Source organism: Paenibacillus amylolyticus (assembly GCF_001570725.1).
GTDB lineage: Bacteria > Bacillota > Bacilli > Paenibacillales > Paenibacillaceae > Paenibacillus > Paenibacillus amylolyticus_A.
The window spans coordinates 2,894,465-2,911,465 of the sequence record NZ_BCNV01000001.1 but is presented as its reverse complement, the minus strand read 5'-3'; the positions used below and the strand labels follow the sequence as shown (position 1 = coordinate 2,911,465).

Below are 17,001 nucleotides of genomic sequence, written 5' to 3'. Positions count from 1 at the left end.
TCTGTTCATTGCTCGCATTTTCTTGATTCAGATCAAGGAAACGCGGGCTTTCCTGCGTTAAGATGAATGTATTCACAGATTATATTATCGAGGAGGACGATTATATGAGTATTACGTCATTGCAAGAAGTCAAAGCATTTAGTGAGGACCGTTTTACAAAAAGGGTTTTATTCCAGCAGGATGGTGGAGTGACTTTTGTCCTTCATTTTCTACCAGGTCAGCAGCTTCCTGTTCATAAACATCCGGGCACAGACGTTATTTTGCTGGTAGTCGAAGGCACAGGTACACTTATTCTGGATGGAATAGAACAAGCGGTGAAACAAGAGGATGTGATCCATTGTGGCGGTGAAGTAGAGTTCGCATTCCATAATACAGGAGAGCAGGAGGTTCGTTTGTTCGTGGTGTTAAATAAAGTGCCAGCAGCATCCTATGCAAAGGACATCTAACATCTAATATCAAGGAAGCGATAAATGATTCACTGATCGGCACTAATATAAGGGAAACTCTATTCTGGAGTTTCCTTATTTATTTTTTATTCAAGAATACTCTGCTCCAACATTCGTCCTTCTAGCAATCTCCGGGGTGTATATCAAGTGTGGCTTCCATCGCAAAACAAAAAGCATACCTGGGTCTGAGAACATCAGAGCTTAGGTATGCTTTTTCGTATTCCGGCAGCAATTTGTTCATTCATCCGGTCACTGGTCATTCTACCTAGAAGTATCCCAGCATTTCTTTGGCTTCATTCGACATCAGCTGTGGAGACCATTGTGGCTCCCACACCACTTGTACATCAATATCGGTCTTATTTGTATTCTCCTGCAAAACCCATTTCACCGCACCGACAATTGTATCATGCAGCGGGCAACCTGGTGTAGTCAGCGTCATCCGTACATGTACCCGTTCAGGCTCTTCCCTTACTTCATATACGAGACCCAGGTCAACGATATTGACACCTAATTCAGGGTCATACACTTCCTTGAGACATTCTAGCAAATGCGTGGTTTGTTCCATCCTGTTCACTCTCCAGTCCACCTTATTTATGTTAACGTCTGAATACCAAAGCAATATTTGTTATATAAAGGATGGAGACAAGAGACAAAATCGTCCCTCCAACCATCATGACCTCAGCCAGATTAATCAGAATTCCACTGACAAGCAGAAGGCTTCCAGCAACCATTGCGAGCATACCCCAATTGACATGACGTTCACTCAACATACCTGCCATCAGCGGTGTTCCGGGTCTGCCGGCCTGCTTGCCATATTTGTGGGTCCACCATAGAAAAGGCACAATTTTGGAGGCATAGCCAAGTATGGTGAGAGACACCCACCCCCCGAGATATACCCATCCAGACAGCAGAACAACACGTGGATGGAGCAGCAGTTCAGTCCCTTGCGAAGAATAGATCAGTAGTGCAACAGCATATACAGCAAACGCACGGCTTACATACACAGACCAGCGGATGCCCGGACCTGGGTTACTTTTGTGCCGTTTCTCCTGAATTTGCTCCAAGTGATACACATAGAAGAGAAGGGCGGCGGTTAGAAGTAAGAGCGCAAACCAGAGCAAGCCTCCTTTAATACCTGTCAGAAATGCGACAACACCTGTAACTACAGCTGCATTCCACAGAACCAAGACCACTTTTTGCAGTCGAATGGAATAATCGTGGGACAGGTAGAACATGGGCAGCATTTTGTAACTGAAGCCGGTAATTAACATGCCAAACCAGCCGAGTGTTCCCATCCAGATATGTGCGCCGAATAAGCGTTCATGCAGACCGTTCCAATCACCAAAGGCAAAATTCAGACCCATCAGCATACCGGACAGCCCGGTAAGAACCAGATAAAGACAGGAACAAGCTGCACTGATCGTCACCGGATTCCACTGTGAGGCACGGAGAAGGGTAGCGCCCATATTCCATCCGAACAATAGAATGCCCGAGAGCGCGAGTGTAGCAGAACCGGCAATCCAGATGACATCTGCACGAATGAAGCCGTATAACATGCCCGCGATTCCAATACTGAACAAGAAATAATGACAATAACCGAGAATCAGACTGTAGATATTGGATTGCAAAATAACATGTATCAACTGATAAATGGCACCCATAGCTAGCATGGTTGCCCATCCGAGCACAAACAGATGGGCATGAAACCAGCCTTCGGGTCCTCTGAGTTCATCACCAAGCCAGCCTGTCAGCGAGAGCAGGGAGAATGCGTGATACATTACAAATCCAAAGATGCCCGTGATGATAAAAAGAAACGGCAACCTGGACATGGCCTTTGCCTCCTTACCCTTTTTCAATTCTCACTTTGGCCGTACCATCGGCTTGATCCTCAACGGTGTAGGGGCAACCGAGATTATTTAACTCTTCTATCAAGAAGACAGGCACACGGTCATTGTGGATCAGCACGACTTCCCCAGGTTTGCAACGCTCCAGTGCGGCAAGTGTTCGCATCATGGGTTGTGGCGGTTCCAATCCGCGATTGTCCAGTATAACGGTGGGCGCCTGTAGAAGTTCAAGGTTTTCAATCGCAACAGCTTGTTCCTCCGGATGTCCTTTGCATGAAGCTGATTCTACGTCTGAACCGGGCTCAGACGTAGAATCAGCTTCCGATCCAGATAAAACCATTGCAGATAAGGCTTTTGCACCGGTTTTGTTTTTTTTGTGCACAAACGTGGTAACCCAGTGATCCGAACCCTTTCGTTCCGATGTGCTTGAGTATCCTTTCATCTTGAGAATACCAAGCAGAGGCGTGGGTTTGAATGGAGCATGGAGTACAAAGACATCTTCATGCTGAAGGCCTTTGACCGTGTCCATGATCAGTTGAAACGGCTCCAACTTTTTACTCAGATGAGGACGCACATCCAATTCAACAATATGGACATCAGATGGAGACATGTGCGTTCACATCCGATCCTGCACTAGCTGCATCCGCCTGCTGTACCAACTGTAGAGATGATTCATACAGGGCGGCCATTCCACCGAACAGCGCATAGAAGAATGACTCCGGCGCATCGAGGGAGAAGGACAGGTATGCTTTGGGGTCCATGCCGAGCACACGCTCAAAAAGTCTTGCACTGTCATAGGCGTAAAAACAGAAATGAGTATATTCGAACACAGGCATTTTTTCGTAAATGGTGATAATCTCTTGCGCATATTCCGCTTGCTCACGCTGTGCCATTTGAACCATGGTCGTAGCGTCTTCCAGCCGCAGCGTGATGCGGAGTGTAGTATCGTCAATGATTTCAACGTGCGCCATAGCGGTTCAGCTCCAATCTATAATTTGCTGATTTTGACCTGGAAGGTTGTAGGGCCCTGCTCAATATACTCCCAGTTGAAGCCATCGGGATGTGTGGACTGGAACTGGAATCGAAGGGGCTTAGGATCGTGATCGTTAATGAGCAGCATGGATTCCTGTGGTTGCAATTGATCAAACGTTTCGAAAATAACTTTATGTTTCAAATGCGGTGGATACTCCGTGGCATTAATGGTTGCTGCGTATGTGTTCATGTGTCATTCCTCCAGATAGGGATAGTGTGGTGTTGCAATTTGATTATAGAAAAGGTGAAGAGGGGTCTGTGTGAGCCTGCTCACACATTTTCTTTTGCCATAATTTTGCCTTATTTAGACTAGAATCCTGTTTGGAAAGGCGTTGCCGAGCATATATAAATGTGCAACTGTGCGCTATGTTTCACTTCTTGTGATATTTTGCACAGTTCGCTGATCGAGACATCTCTATATTTAGCGTCAAGATGACACTGGATGAGAGGAAGCATAGGTTCCTCCTTCGGCTGATGTTAAGACAGCACCTTAGAGAAGGGAGGTACGTGTATGGAATCAACATTAATGGACCCGTTTGGAAGAGAGCATGATTATTTGAGAATTTCGGTTACGGATCGCTGTAATCTCCGCTGCGTGTATTGCATGCCGGAGGAAGGAATGCAGTTTGAACCGACAGAACGCATCCTGTCCTATGAAGAAATCACGTCCATCGTTAAGGCGCTTGCTCCACTGGGCATTCGGAAATTGCGTTTGACCGGAGGGGAGCCTCTTGTTCGCAAGGGGCTGGATCAACTGATTGCAATGTTATCCGCTATTCCGGGAATTGAGGACATCGCATTGACAACCAATGGCATCTATTTGGCAGCTTATGCGGATCTGCTGAAGACTGCGGGGTTAACCCGGGTGAACATAAGCCTGGATTCTTTGAAGCCAGATCGATTCGCAAGCATTACTCGAGGCGGCAAGGTACAGCGTGTGCTGGATGGAATTAAGGCTAGCCAAAAGGCCGGATTTTATCCGATCAAGCTGAACGTGGTGTTGATGAAAGGCGTGAACGACGATGAGGTGGAAGATTTTCTGCGGATGACCCGGGATGAACCCCTTCATATTCGTTTTATTGAGTACATGCCTATTGGAGAAAGTGGAGATGGTTGGAGATCAGGGTATATGCCCCTCGAACATGTGCTGGAAACATGCGGAGCACGATGGGATTACGAAAGCTGTGGAGAGATTTACGGGAATGGTCCTGCAGATAGTTATCGCATTGTGGGAGCTGCAGGAACGTTTGGTTTGATTCACCCGGTGAGCAGCCATTTTTGCGGAAATTGCAATCGGCTCAGGCTGACGGCAGATGGAAATATCAAACCTTGTCTCTACTGGTCGGATGAGTTCAATGTTCGTCCACTCGTAGGTGATGACAAGGCGGTGCGGGATTTATTTTACAAGGCACTCGGAGCCAAACCCGAAACACATGACATGTTAAAAGCCTTAAACGGGCAACAGATCGACGGCACGCCAACGCTGCGACATATGTCGCAAATCGGAGGTTAGCAACAGCAGTTCAGGATTCGACTTGCATCAACAGGTCATATATGTGGGAGGACAACAATGAGTAACAAAAGCATGCCCTGGATGGGCAAACTCAAATATTTTGCCAAACGTGAAAAAAGTGCGGAGGGCTGGAGTGAAATGTCCCCGGTCAACCGGGATTGGGAAGATGTCTACCGCCGCCGCTGGCAGCATGACAAAGTGGTGCGTTCCACACACGGAGTCAATTGTACCGGATCATGCAGCTGGCAGATCTATGTGAAAGACGGCATTGTCACTTGGGAAACGCAGGCTACCGACTATCCTTCAACCGGACCGGATATGCCGGAATTTGAGCCACGAGGATGTCCACGTGGAGCGAGCTTCTCATGGTATCTGTACAGCCCGCTGCGTGTCAAACATCCTTACGTACGTGGTGCGCTGCTGGACATGTGGCGAGATGCGCTTCAGACGCATGGTGATCCGGTTCAAGCATGGTCCAGCATTGCGGATGATCCGGCCAAAGTGAAAAGATACAAATCGGTGCGGGGTAAAGGTGGATTAATTCGCGCTTCATGGGGTGAAGTGACACAGATTATCGCCGCTTCGCTAATTCATACGATTAAAGAATACGGGCCGGATCGGATTATTGGTTTCTCTCCGATTCCTGCCATGTCGATGGTCAGTTATGCAGCAGGATCACGGTTCTTATCCTTGATGGGGTCACCATTGCTCAGTTTCTACGACTGGTATGCGGATCTGCCACCGGCTTCACCTCAAATCTGGGGCGATCAAACGGATGTGCCGGAGAGCAGTGACTGGTACAACTCGGGATACATTCTGGTATGGGGCTCCAATCTGCCAATGACGCGGACACCGGATGCCCACTTCCTGGCTGAAGCACGTTATCGGGGAACAAAAGTGGTGTCGATCAGCCCGGATTATGCGGAGTATGTGAAATTCGCAGATACATGGATGTCGGTAAAACAAGGAACGGACGGCGCTCTGGCGATGGCGATGGGCCATGTCATTCTAAAAGAGTTTTATATTGAAAAACCTACGGACTATTTCATGCAATATGCCAAACAGTATACGGACTTTCCAAATCTGCTGATTGTGGAAGAAAAGGACGGCGTACACACAGCAGGCAGATTTCTCGTTGGGGAAGATCTGGGCATTACAGGTAATAACATGGCTTGGAAAACGCTCGTTTACGATGAAAACAGTGGTACTTATGCGATGCCAAAAGGAAGTTTGGGCTTCCGTTGGGGTGAAGAAGGCACATGGAATCTCAAAATGGAACAGGTAGAGAACGGTGAGCCGATTGATCCAAGACTATCCATGCTTGGCGTCCATCATGATCTTGTAACGATTCAACTGCCGTACTTTGATGATGAGGGAAAACATGTCATGGAGCGGCAGATTCCTGTACGTCAGATTTGGTTAGGGGACAGAAGGATTACAGTAACAGCCGTATACGATCTGGTACTTGCCAAATACGGAATTGAACGTGAAATGACGCGTTCTGCGGATTCAGCAGAAGTAGTTACTGGTATGGAGCAATTGAGTGTACGTGTTAACCATGGAGACGACATCTTGCATGCACCACAGATAAAACCATTCACTCCAATGTGGCAAGAGAAAATCACTGGTGTGGATCAAGAGACTGTCGTACAGATTGCACGCGAGTTCGCACAGAATGCGATCGATACCCAAGGTCGTTCCATGATCATCATGGGAGCCGGTATTAATCACTGGTACAACTCCGACGTCATCTATCGCGCCATTATTAACTTAATTCTGATGACAGGGTGTCAGGGTGTGAACGGCGGAGGCTGGGCCCACTATGTCGGTCAAGAAAAACTGCGTCCGGCTGAAGGCTGGCAGACGATTGCCTTTGCTCGTGACTGGACCGGACCTGCACGTCTGCAAAACGGAACCTCCTTCTTCTACTTTGCAACAGATCAATGGAGATACGAGGAGACCCAAGTCGGAGAGTTGACCTCAGCGCTTGAAGGTGAACCGCGGTTCCAGCATGTGGCTGATTATAATGTGATGGCTGCGCGTATGGGCTGGCTTCCATCCTATCCACAATTTAATCGTAACTCGATTGATCTGCATCAGGATGCGCTACAGGCCGGAGCAACGACGAAGGAAGAGATTGGCGCTTATGTTGCTTCCGAGCTACAGAACAAAAATCTGAAGTTCTCGATCGAGCAACCGGATGATCCGGCGAACTTCCCGCGTGTACTATTTGTCTGGAGAGCGAATCTGATCTCAAGTTCCGGCAAAGGGCATGAGTATTTCCTGAAACATCTGCTCGGTGCAACGAACGGATTGCTTAATGATGACGATCATGGCCTGCGCCCAGAGCATGTAGAGTGGGTGGATGAAGCACCGGAAGGTAAGCTTGACCTGATGATTAACATGGATTTCCGTATGGCAGGTACAGCGATGTATTCCGATATTGTGCTGCCAGCAGCGACCTGGTATGAGAAAAGCGATCTGAGCAGTACGGATATGCACCCGTTCGTTCATCCATTCAACCCGGCGGTAGCCACGCAATGGGAATCCCGTTCCGACTGGGATACCTTCAAGGAAATCGCTCGTGTATTCTCCGAGATGGCTGCACAGCAATTCGATGGGCCGCAGAAGGAGATCATTGCTACTCCGCTCTTGCATGATTCACCGGATGAGCTTGCTCAACCGTACGGAGAGATCAAAGACTGGAGCGCGGGAGAATGTGAAGCGATCCCGGGGAAAACGATGCCGCATATTCAGGTCGTGGAACGTGATTATGCTGCCGTATATAACAAAATGATCAGTCTAGGACCTGTGGTGAAAGATAAACCAATCGGAACCAAAGGCATATCCTGGTCTGCCAGTGAAGAGTATGAAAAACTCAAGGGTATTCTGGGCGTGCACCGTAGAGATGGCGTTGGACAAGGATGTCCCGATCTGAGCACAGACCGTAATGTTGCGGAGGCTATTCTGACCTTGTCTAGTACAACGAACGGCAAGATGGCGGTACGTGCGTGGGAAGCGCTGGAACAGAAAACCGCATTGCATTTGAAAGATTTGGCTGAGGAACGTTCTGAGGAATGTTTTACATTTGACGAGATCACTTCCAAACCGAAAACGGTCATTACCTCGCCTGCCTTCAGCGGATCGGAAAAAGGCGGACGCCGCTATTCGCCATTCACCACCAATGTGGAGCGCCTGATTCCATGGCGTACATTGACGGGCAGACAGCAGTTCTACATTGATCATGCGATGCTACGCGAATTCGGAGAAACATTAGCGACATTTAAACCTGTGTTGAAGCATACGCCGTTCCATCCGAAAAGCAAACGTCCGATTGAAGGTGGCAAGGAAATTGTCCTGAATTACCTGACACCACATAACAAATGGTCAATTCACAGTATGTACTATGATGCGCTGCCGATGTTGACCTTGTTCCGAGGCGGCCCGACAATCTGGATGAACTACGAAGATGCAGAAGAAGCCGGACTGGTCGACAACGACTGGATCGAATGCTTCAACCGTAACGGGGTAGTCGTTGCCAGAGCCGTAGTGACACATCGTATTCCTCGCGGTATGGCATTCATGTATCACGCCCAGGACCGTCACATTAACGTTCCGGGTACCAAAATATCACAGACACGTGGGGGTACGCATAACAGTCCGACACGTATTCATGTGAAGCCAACACATATGATCGGTGGTTATGCCCAGTTAAGTTATGGCTTCAACTACTATGGCCCGACAGGCAACCAGCGTGACCTCAACGTCATCATAAGAAAACTGCAGGAGGTGGATTGGCTTGAAGATTAAAGCACAAGTCAGTATGGTCATGAATCTGGACAAATGTATCGGGTGCCATACATGCAGCGTAACGTGCAAAAACACCTGGACCAATCGTCCAGGTGCAGAATATATGTACTGGAACAATGTGGAGACCAAGCCCGGGGTCGGTTATCCGAAACAATGGGAGGACCAGGAGCGTTATCGCGGTGGCTGGGAGATGAAGAATGGCAAACTGGAATTGAAGTCCGGCACACGGGCAAGACGCTTGCTTAACATTTTCCATAACCCGGATCAGCCTACCATTGACGATTATTACGAGCCATGGACATACGAGTATGAGAAACTGACGAACAGTCCTGAGAAAAAACATCAGCCTATAGCAAGACCGAAATCCCAGATTACCGGTGAATATATGAATCTGGAGTGGGGTCCGAACTGGGAAGATGATCTGGCAGGTGCCCATGTAACGGGGATGGAAGATCCCAATATGAAGGGTGTCGAGGACTCAATCAAAATGGATTTTGAACAGGTATTTATGATGTACCTGCCACGGATCTGTGAACACTGCCTTAACCCGGCCTGTGTGTCCTCCTGTCCTTCCGGAGCGATGTACAAACGGGAAGAAGACGGGATTGTATTGGTTGACCAAAATGCATGCCGTGCATGGAGATTCTGTGTATCCAGTTGCCCTTACAAAAAGGTCTATTTCAACTGGCAGACGAACAAAGCCGAGAAATGTACCCTTTGTTTCCCACGGATTGAAGCGGGCTTGCCAACGATCTGTTCCGAAACTTGTGTGGGACGTATCCGTTATATCGGTCTGATGCTGTATGATGCAGACCGTGTTGAAGCCGCTGCTTCGGTTGAAAATGACCAGGATCTCTATGAATCCCAGATGGATATTTTCCTTGATCCGAATGACCCTGAGGTGATTCGCGAAGCGCGCGAAGCCGGAATTCCAGAGGATTGGATTATTGCAGCGCAGCAGTCCCCTATTTATAAAATGGTCATCGACTGGAAAATTGCGCTCCCGCTTCACCCAGAATACCGCACCATGCCAATGGTATGGTACATTCCACCACTTAGCCCGATTACCAATCGAGTAGAAGGACAGGGAAGTTCGCTGGAGGCCAACGATATTTTCCCGGCGATTGATAACATGCGTATTCCCGTGGAATATTTGGCCAATCTGCTCACGGCAGGAGATACGGATCGAATCCGTGAAGTACTGCGGAAAATGGCCGTTATGCGCATTCACATGCGTAACCAGCAGACGGGTAAGACCAGTGAATCGGAATTACTGGAAAGAGTAGGCATGGATGTTCAGGAAGTGGAGGACATGTACCGACTGCTCGCTATTGCGAAATACAATGACCGTTTTGTCATCCCGCCAGCTCACCGTGAGGAAGTGGAAGTTCTCTTCAGCGAACAGGGCAGCTGCGGACTTGATTTTGCAGGGGGGCCAGGTTCTTGCGGAGTATTCTGATGGGAGAGGAGACAACGACAACGATGACGATCGAACCCAATGAAGGAACAGGTCAGGCTCTGGTTTACGAGACGAATACGAGAAGAATGGTCTGTAAACTGATCTCCTATCTGTTGCAATATCCCGATACAGCTTGGAGAGAAGGGCTGCAGGGAGTGAAGGAAGCTATACATTCCATTTCCGATGAAACGGTGAACCAGATCTTGCTGACATTTGTAGATGAAGCACAGGCTGTTAGCTCGATTGAGTGGCAGGATGCCTATGTTCGAACATTCGATTTTGATAAAAAGTGTAACCTCTATCTCACGTATGCTCTTCATGGAGATGAGCGGGATCGGGGCCCGGCTCTGATTGAATTGAAACGCAGATATGAAGCTGCGGGATTTTATATGGAAGTAAGTGAGTTGCCGGATTATCTGCCTATGGTGCTTGAATTTGTAGCTGAGGCTCCCGAGGAAGATGTCTTGGGGGTGCTCTCCAGTTGTCATAAGGCTCTGGTCACGATGACCGAAAGCATTACAGGACAGAATAGCCCATATGGACCAATGCTCAGTCTCATGTTACAGGTCATTCCAGAGCCCCCGGCTCCTGATGTACCCAAACAAGAAGAAGCAGTTAACCAACAACCAGAAGATCTCATGCAGATCGCGGCTCAGATGAGGAGGGGGAATCGGTGAGTACACTGGAACTGTTGTTATGGGGTGCTCTTCCCTATATGGTCATTGTTTTCTGTATTACGGCGACAATCTGGAGATATGTGACGAATCCCTTCAGTTGGACGTCCAAGTCCAGTGAGATGCTGGAGAAACGAATGCTAAAATGGGGTAGCTTACTCTTTCATATTGGAATATTCGCCGTAATCTGCGGACATATTGCAGGTTTGCTTGTTCCGGTGGAGTTCTATCGCTGGATCGGCCTGAGTGATGAAGGATATCACTTGATGGCTGTTGCAGGAGGACTGCCTGCGGGGATCATTGCATTTGCAGGTGCGGTCATTTTGTTGGTTCGCCGTTATGTTGCTCGGAGAGTACGGGCCACAAGCAGTATCGGGGACTGGCTGGCCCTTGCCATGTTAATCATTGTCATTGTCACTGGCATACTGGCGACCTCGGCCAATGCGGTGAATCACACAGGTTTCGACTATCGAACAACAATTAATCCTTGGTTGCGCGGTCTGATCGTATTCCAGCCTGATCCGGTTCTGATGCAGACGGTACCGCTGAACTTCAAAGTACACATTCTGCTTACCTTTGTACTATACTGCGTCTTTCCATTTACTCGTCTGGTTCACATGCTAAGTATGCCACTGGGTTACCTGAAACGCAGTTATGTGTTGTATCGCAGAAGAGATGGAGCTGTGTATCCGAATCAGGAACAAAAAAAGGAAAGGGCGATGTAAATGCAACATAAAGGTAAGGTTCAACTGCCCTTGCAAACCGCAAGTCTGGTTCTTGGTTTCATGGTATGGGTTATCCTATCATCTCTGATGCCATTTATTAAAGAGGATATTGCGCTTACGTCTTCTCAGCTCGCATGGGCGACAGCAATTCCCGTATTGATCGGATCGATTGCCCGTATTCCGATTGGTTATTGGACGAATCGATATGGAGCACGCAATATTTTTATGATTAGCTTTGTATTGTTGCTGGCTCCTGTATGGTGGATTAGCCGTGCAACATCGTTCAGTGATCTGGTGATTGGTGGACTGTTCCTCGGTATTGGGGGAGCTGTCTTCTCCGTTGGTGTAACTTCACTACCGAAATATTATCCGAAAGAGCGACATGGCTTTGTTAACGGGATCTACGGAATTGGTAACCTGGGTACAGCACTGTCTGCATTCGGAGCCCCGCTGATTGCTGATCGTATGGGATGGTCTACGACAGTTCTGCTATACAGTTTTCTGCTACTAGGGATGGCAGCGCTGAATTTTGCTCTGGGGGACAAAAAGGAAACTCGTGTTAATGTTCCGCTTATGCAACAACTGAAGGCCATATCACGCAACAATAAACTATGGTTGCTCTGCTTGTTTTATTTTCTGACATTTGGCTCGTTCGTGGCGTTTACGGTATATTTGCCAAACTTCTTAGTCAGTCACTTCCAGATGGACAAAGTCGATGCAGGTATTCGTACAGCGGGGTTCATTCTCGTTGCTACCATCATGCGACCTGTTGGAGGCTGGCTTGGAGATCGATTTAATCCGTTCAAAATATTAATGTTTGTCTTCGGCGGATTAACGATTGCAGCGATTGTATTATCCTTCGCGCCGTCATTCTATATCTACACCATTGGGTGCCTGACTGTGGCATTATGCGCAGGGACAGGTAACGGGACTATTTTCAAATTAGTGCCAATGTATTTCGTTAAACAACCAGGTGTAGCGAATGGGATGATCTCGGCTATGGGTGGTCTGGGCGGATTCTTCCCTCCGTTGATGTTGACTTTGCTGTATAGCATGACGGGGCATTATGCCATTGGTTTCATGGCGTTGTCACAGATTGCGCTGGTCAGCCTGGTACTTGTGATCTGGATGTTCTACCAAGAGAAGCTTCAGTTATCTGCCAGCATTCTGGAGAATACAATTGAAGCGATTCTGATCACGGATACGAACAGTGTTATTACTTCCGTGAACCCGGCCTTTACTGCAGTCACTGGTTATAGCGCTGAAGAGGCGGTTGGACAGAAGCCAAGTCTGTTGAAATCCGGCAAGCAGGATAAACGTTTCTATGACCAATTATGGTTGGAATTACGTGAGAAAGGATATTGGCAGGGCGAGATCTGGAATCGGAAGAAAAACGGAGAAGTCTATCAGGAATGGCTGAGTATTACAGCGATCCGTAATGAAGCCGGCGAAGTCAAATATTATGCGGGCATGTTCAGTGATATGGGCAGGCCAGAGCTCACAATAGCCTGATACATGTATCGGTAATTGTGCATACAGCAAGAGACCTTAACATCGATTGCAGGCGTTAAGGTCTCTTTTTGCACACAGAGATTGGTGTAAGGGGCGTGGGGGAAACCAGCAGTGGAACTGGGTGGTTAAGCATCCCTCTGTTGCTTCAATGCTTGTAAATCAAGAATGATAATCCGACTGCGATCCACTTCGAGCAAATGCTCTTTCATAAGCTGGTTTAGAAGCCGGTTCGCTGTTTCCCTTGTAGTTCCGATGGAATTGGCAAACTCCTGATGTGTCATGGGCAGGTTGATGACAATCTGATCTCCATGCGTCTGCCCGTGCTGCTCTGCGAGCATGAGAAGGAAGGAGAGCACACGATTGCGCACATCCTGACCAGAGAGCACCTGTAATTTGTCCTGTAGTTCACGTATTTTGTCTCCGAGTACACGCATAATTTTGATCGCAATCGATGGTGTGCTGAGCATTAATCGTTCGAATAATCTGACAGGAATGGCCAGTAGTTCGGTAGGGGTAATCGCTTCAACGGTAGCCGGGTAGGGGTGTGCGTTAAAAAAGCCGGTGTGTGGGAACATATCCCCTGTTTTGAGGAAAGAGACAATCTGTTCATGTCCATTCTCATCCGTTTTATAAGCTTTTACAATGCCGGTACGAATGAAAAAAACAGCTTCTTTTTCGCTACCTTCGCTGAAAATAACCGTTTTCTTGTGAATGCTTCTGGAAATGGCGATATCTTCGACCTGCTTTAATTCCTCGGGGCTAAGGTCCTGGAAGATGGGGAACTGTTGTAGAAACTCCGCTGCTGTATCTTTGTTTACCCTGCTCATGAGAATCTTTCCTCTCTGTGTTCATATTTCAGAATTACGATATCACTCAATTCTAGGAGGTTAACTGTGAAGTGAAAACCAATACGCATACAATCGTTATCCCTCATGAACATGGCGGCTGGGCCATGGTTAGTGTACCTTTTCTGGTAGGTATGATTGCAAGTGGGCCGCAGTGGTTACATCTGCCCTTATTTGTAGCCTGGCTTGGACTATATCTAACCGCGTATCCGTTACTGCAGTCTTTAAAAAGAAATGCCAATCGACATCGCTTATACAAGTGGGCTGCAATCTACGGTATAGTGGCTCTAATCTGTCTAATCCCACCCGTTCTGGGTCAGACCTCACTACTATTCTTTGGCCCGGTTCTGGGCGGACTGTTGCTCGTGAACATCTGGCATGTAAGACACAAAGTAGAACGCTCGCTTACCAATGATCTGTGTGCCATGCTGATGTTCTCACTAGGGGGAGCAGCTGCTTATCTCATTGGAGGCGGGCACTGGGACTATCGAATGGCAATCGTAGTTTTGTTTTCTTTCTTACATTTTACAGGAAGTACGTTCTTTGTGAAATCGGTCTTTCGAGAGCGAACGAATAAGCGTTGGCTGATGCTAACTCGCCTGGTACATATTCTTCTAATCTTCATACCGATGGTGATCGGATACCCATGGATGTCTTTGGCCTATGTCTATTCCGCTGTGCGCACCTTCATGTATGCAGGCAGAACATTGCGCCCTATGAAGGTCGGTATGATTGAAATCATTGGAGCCGTGCAGTTCCTGCTCTGGTCTATTCTGTTGTAATCCGCATCATTTCATCATAGCGTGATTTTTGAACACAACAGGTGATATAGATCACAACGTTACAGGATTGTTTTTGATTGGTCAGCGGGGGTTAATGGAATGATAGAAGATAGAACATGATTGAACAAGAGAGGGGTCGGCCCGGATGTGGACTGCATTCATGTGGGGCGGCATCTCTGCCTCAGCTGTTGTCATAGGCGCACTGGCAGCATTGTTTCTGAAGATACCCAAACGAGTGATAGGCTGGATTATGGCTTTTGGGACAGGTACATTAATTGGGGCAGCTACCTTTGAACTACTCGGAGATGCACTGAATGATGGAGGGATTGTCCCTACAGCCATCGGATTTACGGCGGGTGCCGTCGTGTATACGCTGTTTGACCTGCTCGTTTCTGCAAAGGGAGGGGCAGGGCGTAAACGCTCGGGAAGGTCAGGAGACTCGAATCAAAGCGGCCTTGGGATCTTTGCAGGCACGGTAATGGATGCTATCCCGGAATCCATCATGCTTGGCGCCAGCTTGCTGGCTGGCAACGGTGTCAGTGTGGTGCTGGTAGTATCGATCTTTGTCAGCAACATTCCTGAAGGTCTGTCCAGTACGGTTGGACTACAGGGCAAGTACAGTCGTGGCAAAATCATATTAATGTGGCTGAGTGTACTATTGATCTCCGCGCTTGCGGCTTTGGGTGGATATCTGTTTCTGGAACAGCTTCCAGAGGAGATGGGTGCAGCGATTGGTGCATTTGCAGGTGGCGGAATCATTGCCATGATCTGCTCAACGATGATGCCGGAAGCCTTTGAAGAGGGTGGGCCAGTTGTGGGTTTGATTGCATCCATGGGATTGCTCGTATCGCTGTTGTTGGATCTGTAGATGACAGAATAAGATTCCGATGCAGCTTTCTTTCAGAAAGCTTTAAGGCGCACACTTCGCTTCTTCAGCTTATTTCTGTCCTCTCTATTTTTGTGTAAATATTAGTTAAATTTATATAAAAAGAGTATCCGAACAGCGTGATTTCTGATCGGATACTCTTTTTTATTATTTAAACGCAGGATGATATTAATGGCTGCCGGAACAGCTTCCTCCGCACCCGCAAGCTTCCTTACCTAGTTCATTGGATTCGGGCAGGCGGTTCAATTCCACGGATTTCGTGAAATAGTGGCTGATCTGCTGATGTAGCTGGCTGAACTCGCGTTGTGCATAGATGAACCGGCGAATGAGGGGATGATCATAGAGTGCGCGTTCTTCCTCTTCATATACCTGAATTTCAGAGGCAAGCAACTCAATATTCTGCCGTTCTTTTTCTTCCAGTGCCTGATGCTTCTCCATAAATTTCTCATACTGAGTCGTAGCCTGCTCATCTGCTGCAAACTGATCAATCATGTCTCGCATTTCTTTATATCCTTCATCCTGTAACAGCAGTGAACAGAGCTCCTGCATTTTGTGCATAATGATCTGTTTGTCCAATTTAACAACCGTATTCATCGCATAAACCTCCTGAAGATCTTTTCTTAACTGTATACTGTAACGCTAGGCTGCACTGTGACGATACTCACATCCAATGTGAAATATAATACTTGTCCCAAAGCTATATAAGCTGAACTAATCATTCACACGTTAACAGTGAGGGGAAGGTCATTCTGCCCTCGTGTTGTTCGTGCAAATAATCTTTAGTTCAGGACGGAACCATTTCCCTTAACTGTTCCAGTTGAAGAATAAGGATACAGTTCCCTGTAACCTGAAGCAGTCCCTGAGTTTGCATTATGGCGAGTTTTCGACTAAGGGTTTCGGGTGTGATCCCGAGTAGCAGAGCCATATCTTTTTTGAAAACAGGCAAGCGGATCTCATGCTTTGCATGATTTCGGGTATGAAAATACAAAAGCAACTTGGCAATCTTCTGTTCCGTTGTCATCGCACTGAGCGAGCTATTCCATTCATCTGTTTCACGGAGCAGATTGGAAATGGCAAGCAGGAAATGATAAGCAAGCTTCGGATCATGTTCAAGTAACTGGTCAAAGTCATGCTTGCTGATCGAGCAGATGGCCGAAGGCTCCAGAACTTCGGCGTTTGCGGCATGTGGTTTTTGATGTAAAAGAGAATCTTGTCCGAAGAAATCTCCGGGAAACAGAAACCGGATAATATGTTCCTTGCCATTTTCATTGTATTTGGATAACTTCACACATCCCTGATGAACCACGTAAAGCGTATCTGAGCGTTCTCCCTCCTGGACGACAACTTCGCCTTTGTTATATTTGCGGTTATGCAAAAGGGAGGTCAGCAATGCAGCTTCGGATGGATCAAGATGCTGGAACAGAGATACTTTGGAGAAACAGGCTTCCTTCGCTTCGTGCGCACAGATCATCG

At 47.6% G+C, this 17,001-nt stretch carries 17 protein-coding genes; 9 read left to right on the top strand and 8 right to left on the bottom strand.

The genetic code is table 11. The features are described 5' to 3' along the window. Positions 1-104 precede the first annotated feature (104 nt). Positions 105-446, top strand: a complete 342-nt coding sequence (locus PAHA3_RS12900) for a cupin domain-containing protein (RefSeq protein ID WP_062835099.1) — start codon at positions 105-107, stop codon at positions 444-446. A 265-nt stretch (positions 447-711) separates the two neighbouring features. Here PAHA3_RS12900 and PAHA3_RS12895 read toward each other — a convergent pair whose 3' ends face one another. The 5 genes from PAHA3_RS12895 to PAHA3_RS12875 are packed head-to-tail and all read right to left on the bottom strand — an operon-like array spanning position 712 to position 3,512. Next, entirely contained in the window at positions 712-1,011 is a 300-nt protein-coding gene (locus PAHA3_RS12895; RefSeq protein ID WP_036613395.1) for a metal-sulfur cluster assembly factor, read from the bottom strand. A gap of 31 nt (positions 1,012-1,042) precedes the next feature. Further along, complete coding sequence (locus PAHA3_RS12890; protein ID WP_062835098.1) at positions 1,043-2,275, bottom strand: hypothetical protein; 1,233 nt, start codon at positions 2,273-2,275, stop codon at positions 1,043-1,045. 13 nt (positions 2,276-2,288) lie between these two features. Continuing rightward, positions 2,289-2,900 (bottom strand): DUF2249 domain-containing protein, encoded by a 612-nt coding sequence (locus PAHA3_RS12885; protein ID WP_062835097.1) that lies wholly within the window; start codon positions 2,898-2,900, stop codon positions 2,289-2,291. Beyond that, positions 2,887-3,261, bottom strand: a complete 375-nt coding sequence (locus tag PAHA3_RS12880; RefSeq protein ID WP_062835096.1) for a hypothetical protein — start codon at positions 3,259-3,261, stop codon at positions 2,887-2,889. The genes PAHA3_RS12885 and PAHA3_RS12880 overlap by 14 nt, the downstream gene beginning before the upstream one ends. Before the next feature lie 17 nt (positions 3,262-3,278). Continuing rightward, a complete protein-coding gene (locus PAHA3_RS12875; RefSeq protein ID WP_036613358.1) occupies positions 3,279-3,512 on the bottom strand; it encodes a DUF2249 domain-containing protein in 234 nt (77 codons plus the stop codon). A gap of 321 nt (positions 3,513-3,833) precedes the next feature. On the opposite strand from PAHA3_RS12875, the gene moaA reads away from it, so the two are divergent. From moaA to PAHA3_RS12845, 6 genes are read left to right on the top strand one after another with little or no spacing between them, the layout of a single operon-like run. Continuing rightward, on the top strand, positions 3,834-4,835 hold the full coding sequence (gene moaA / locus PAHA3_RS12870; RefSeq protein WP_062835095.1) for a GTP 3',8-cyclase MoaA: 1,002 nt from the start codon (positions 3,834-3,836) through the stop codon (positions 4,833-4,835). A 57-nt stretch (positions 4,836-4,892) separates the two neighbouring features. Beyond that, complete coding sequence (locus tag PAHA3_RS12865) at positions 4,893-8,645, top strand: nitrate reductase subunit alpha (protein ID WP_062835094.1); 3,753 nt, start codon at positions 4,893-4,895, stop codon at positions 8,643-8,645. Next, complete coding sequence (gene narH, locus PAHA3_RS12860) at positions 8,635-10,104, top strand: nitrate reductase subunit beta (protein WP_062835093.1); 1,470 nt, start codon at positions 8,635-8,637, stop codon at positions 10,102-10,104. Before PAHA3_RS12865 ends, narH begins: the two co-directional genes overlap by 11 nt. Continuing rightward, the gene (gene narJ, locus PAHA3_RS12855) at positions 10,089-10,781 is read left to right on the top strand and encodes a nitrate reductase molybdenum cofactor assembly chaperone (protein WP_062835092.1); all 693 of its coding nucleotides are present in this window, start codon (positions 10,089-10,091) and stop codon (positions 10,779-10,781) included. The genes narH and narJ overlap by 16 nt, the downstream gene beginning before the upstream one ends. After that, complete coding sequence (gene narI, locus PAHA3_RS12850; protein WP_076331466.1) at positions 10,778-11,503, top strand: respiratory nitrate reductase subunit gamma; 726 nt, start codon at positions 10,778-10,780, stop codon at positions 11,501-11,503. Before narJ ends, narI begins: the two co-directional genes overlap by 4 nt. Further along, positions 11,504-13,015: a nitrate/nitrite transporter gene (locus tag PAHA3_RS12845; RefSeq protein ID WP_062835091.1), complete on the top strand. Its 1,512-nt coding sequence runs from the start codon at positions 11,504-11,506 to the stop codon at positions 13,013-13,015. A gap of 125 nt (positions 13,016-13,140) precedes the next feature. Here PAHA3_RS12845 and PAHA3_RS12840 read toward each other — a convergent pair whose 3' ends face one another. Then, entirely contained in the window at positions 13,141-13,842 is a 702-nt protein-coding gene (locus PAHA3_RS12840) for a Crp/Fnr family transcriptional regulator (RefSeq protein ID WP_062835090.1), read from the bottom strand. A 71-nt stretch (positions 13,843-13,913) separates the two neighbouring features. On the opposite strand from PAHA3_RS12840, the gene PAHA3_RS12835 reads away from it, so the two are divergent. Next, on the top strand, positions 13,914-14,642 hold the full coding sequence (locus tag PAHA3_RS12835; protein ID WP_268801805.1) for a YwiC-like family protein: 729 nt from the start codon (positions 13,914-13,916) through the stop codon (positions 14,640-14,642). 145 nt (positions 14,643-14,787) lie between these two features. Next, positions 14,788-15,510: a ZIP family metal transporter gene (locus PAHA3_RS12830; RefSeq protein ID WP_062835089.1), complete on the top strand. Its 723-nt coding sequence runs from the start codon at positions 14,788-14,790 to the stop codon at positions 15,508-15,510. Between the two features lie 186 nt (positions 15,511-15,696). Here the strand turns inward: PAHA3_RS12830 and PAHA3_RS12825 are convergent, their stop codons facing one another. Then, positions 15,697-16,122, bottom strand: coding sequence for a YlbF family regulator (locus PAHA3_RS12825; protein WP_062835088.1), 426 nt, complete (start codon positions 16,120-16,122; stop codon positions 15,697-15,699). 190 nt (positions 16,123-16,312) lie between these two features. Beyond that, the gene (locus tag PAHA3_RS12820) at positions 16,313-16,999 is read right to left on the bottom strand and encodes a Crp/Fnr family transcriptional regulator (RefSeq protein ID WP_062835087.1); all 687 of its coding nucleotides are present in this window, start codon (positions 16,997-16,999) and stop codon (positions 16,313-16,315) included. Between the last annotated feature and the right edge of the window lie 2 nt (positions 17,000-17,001).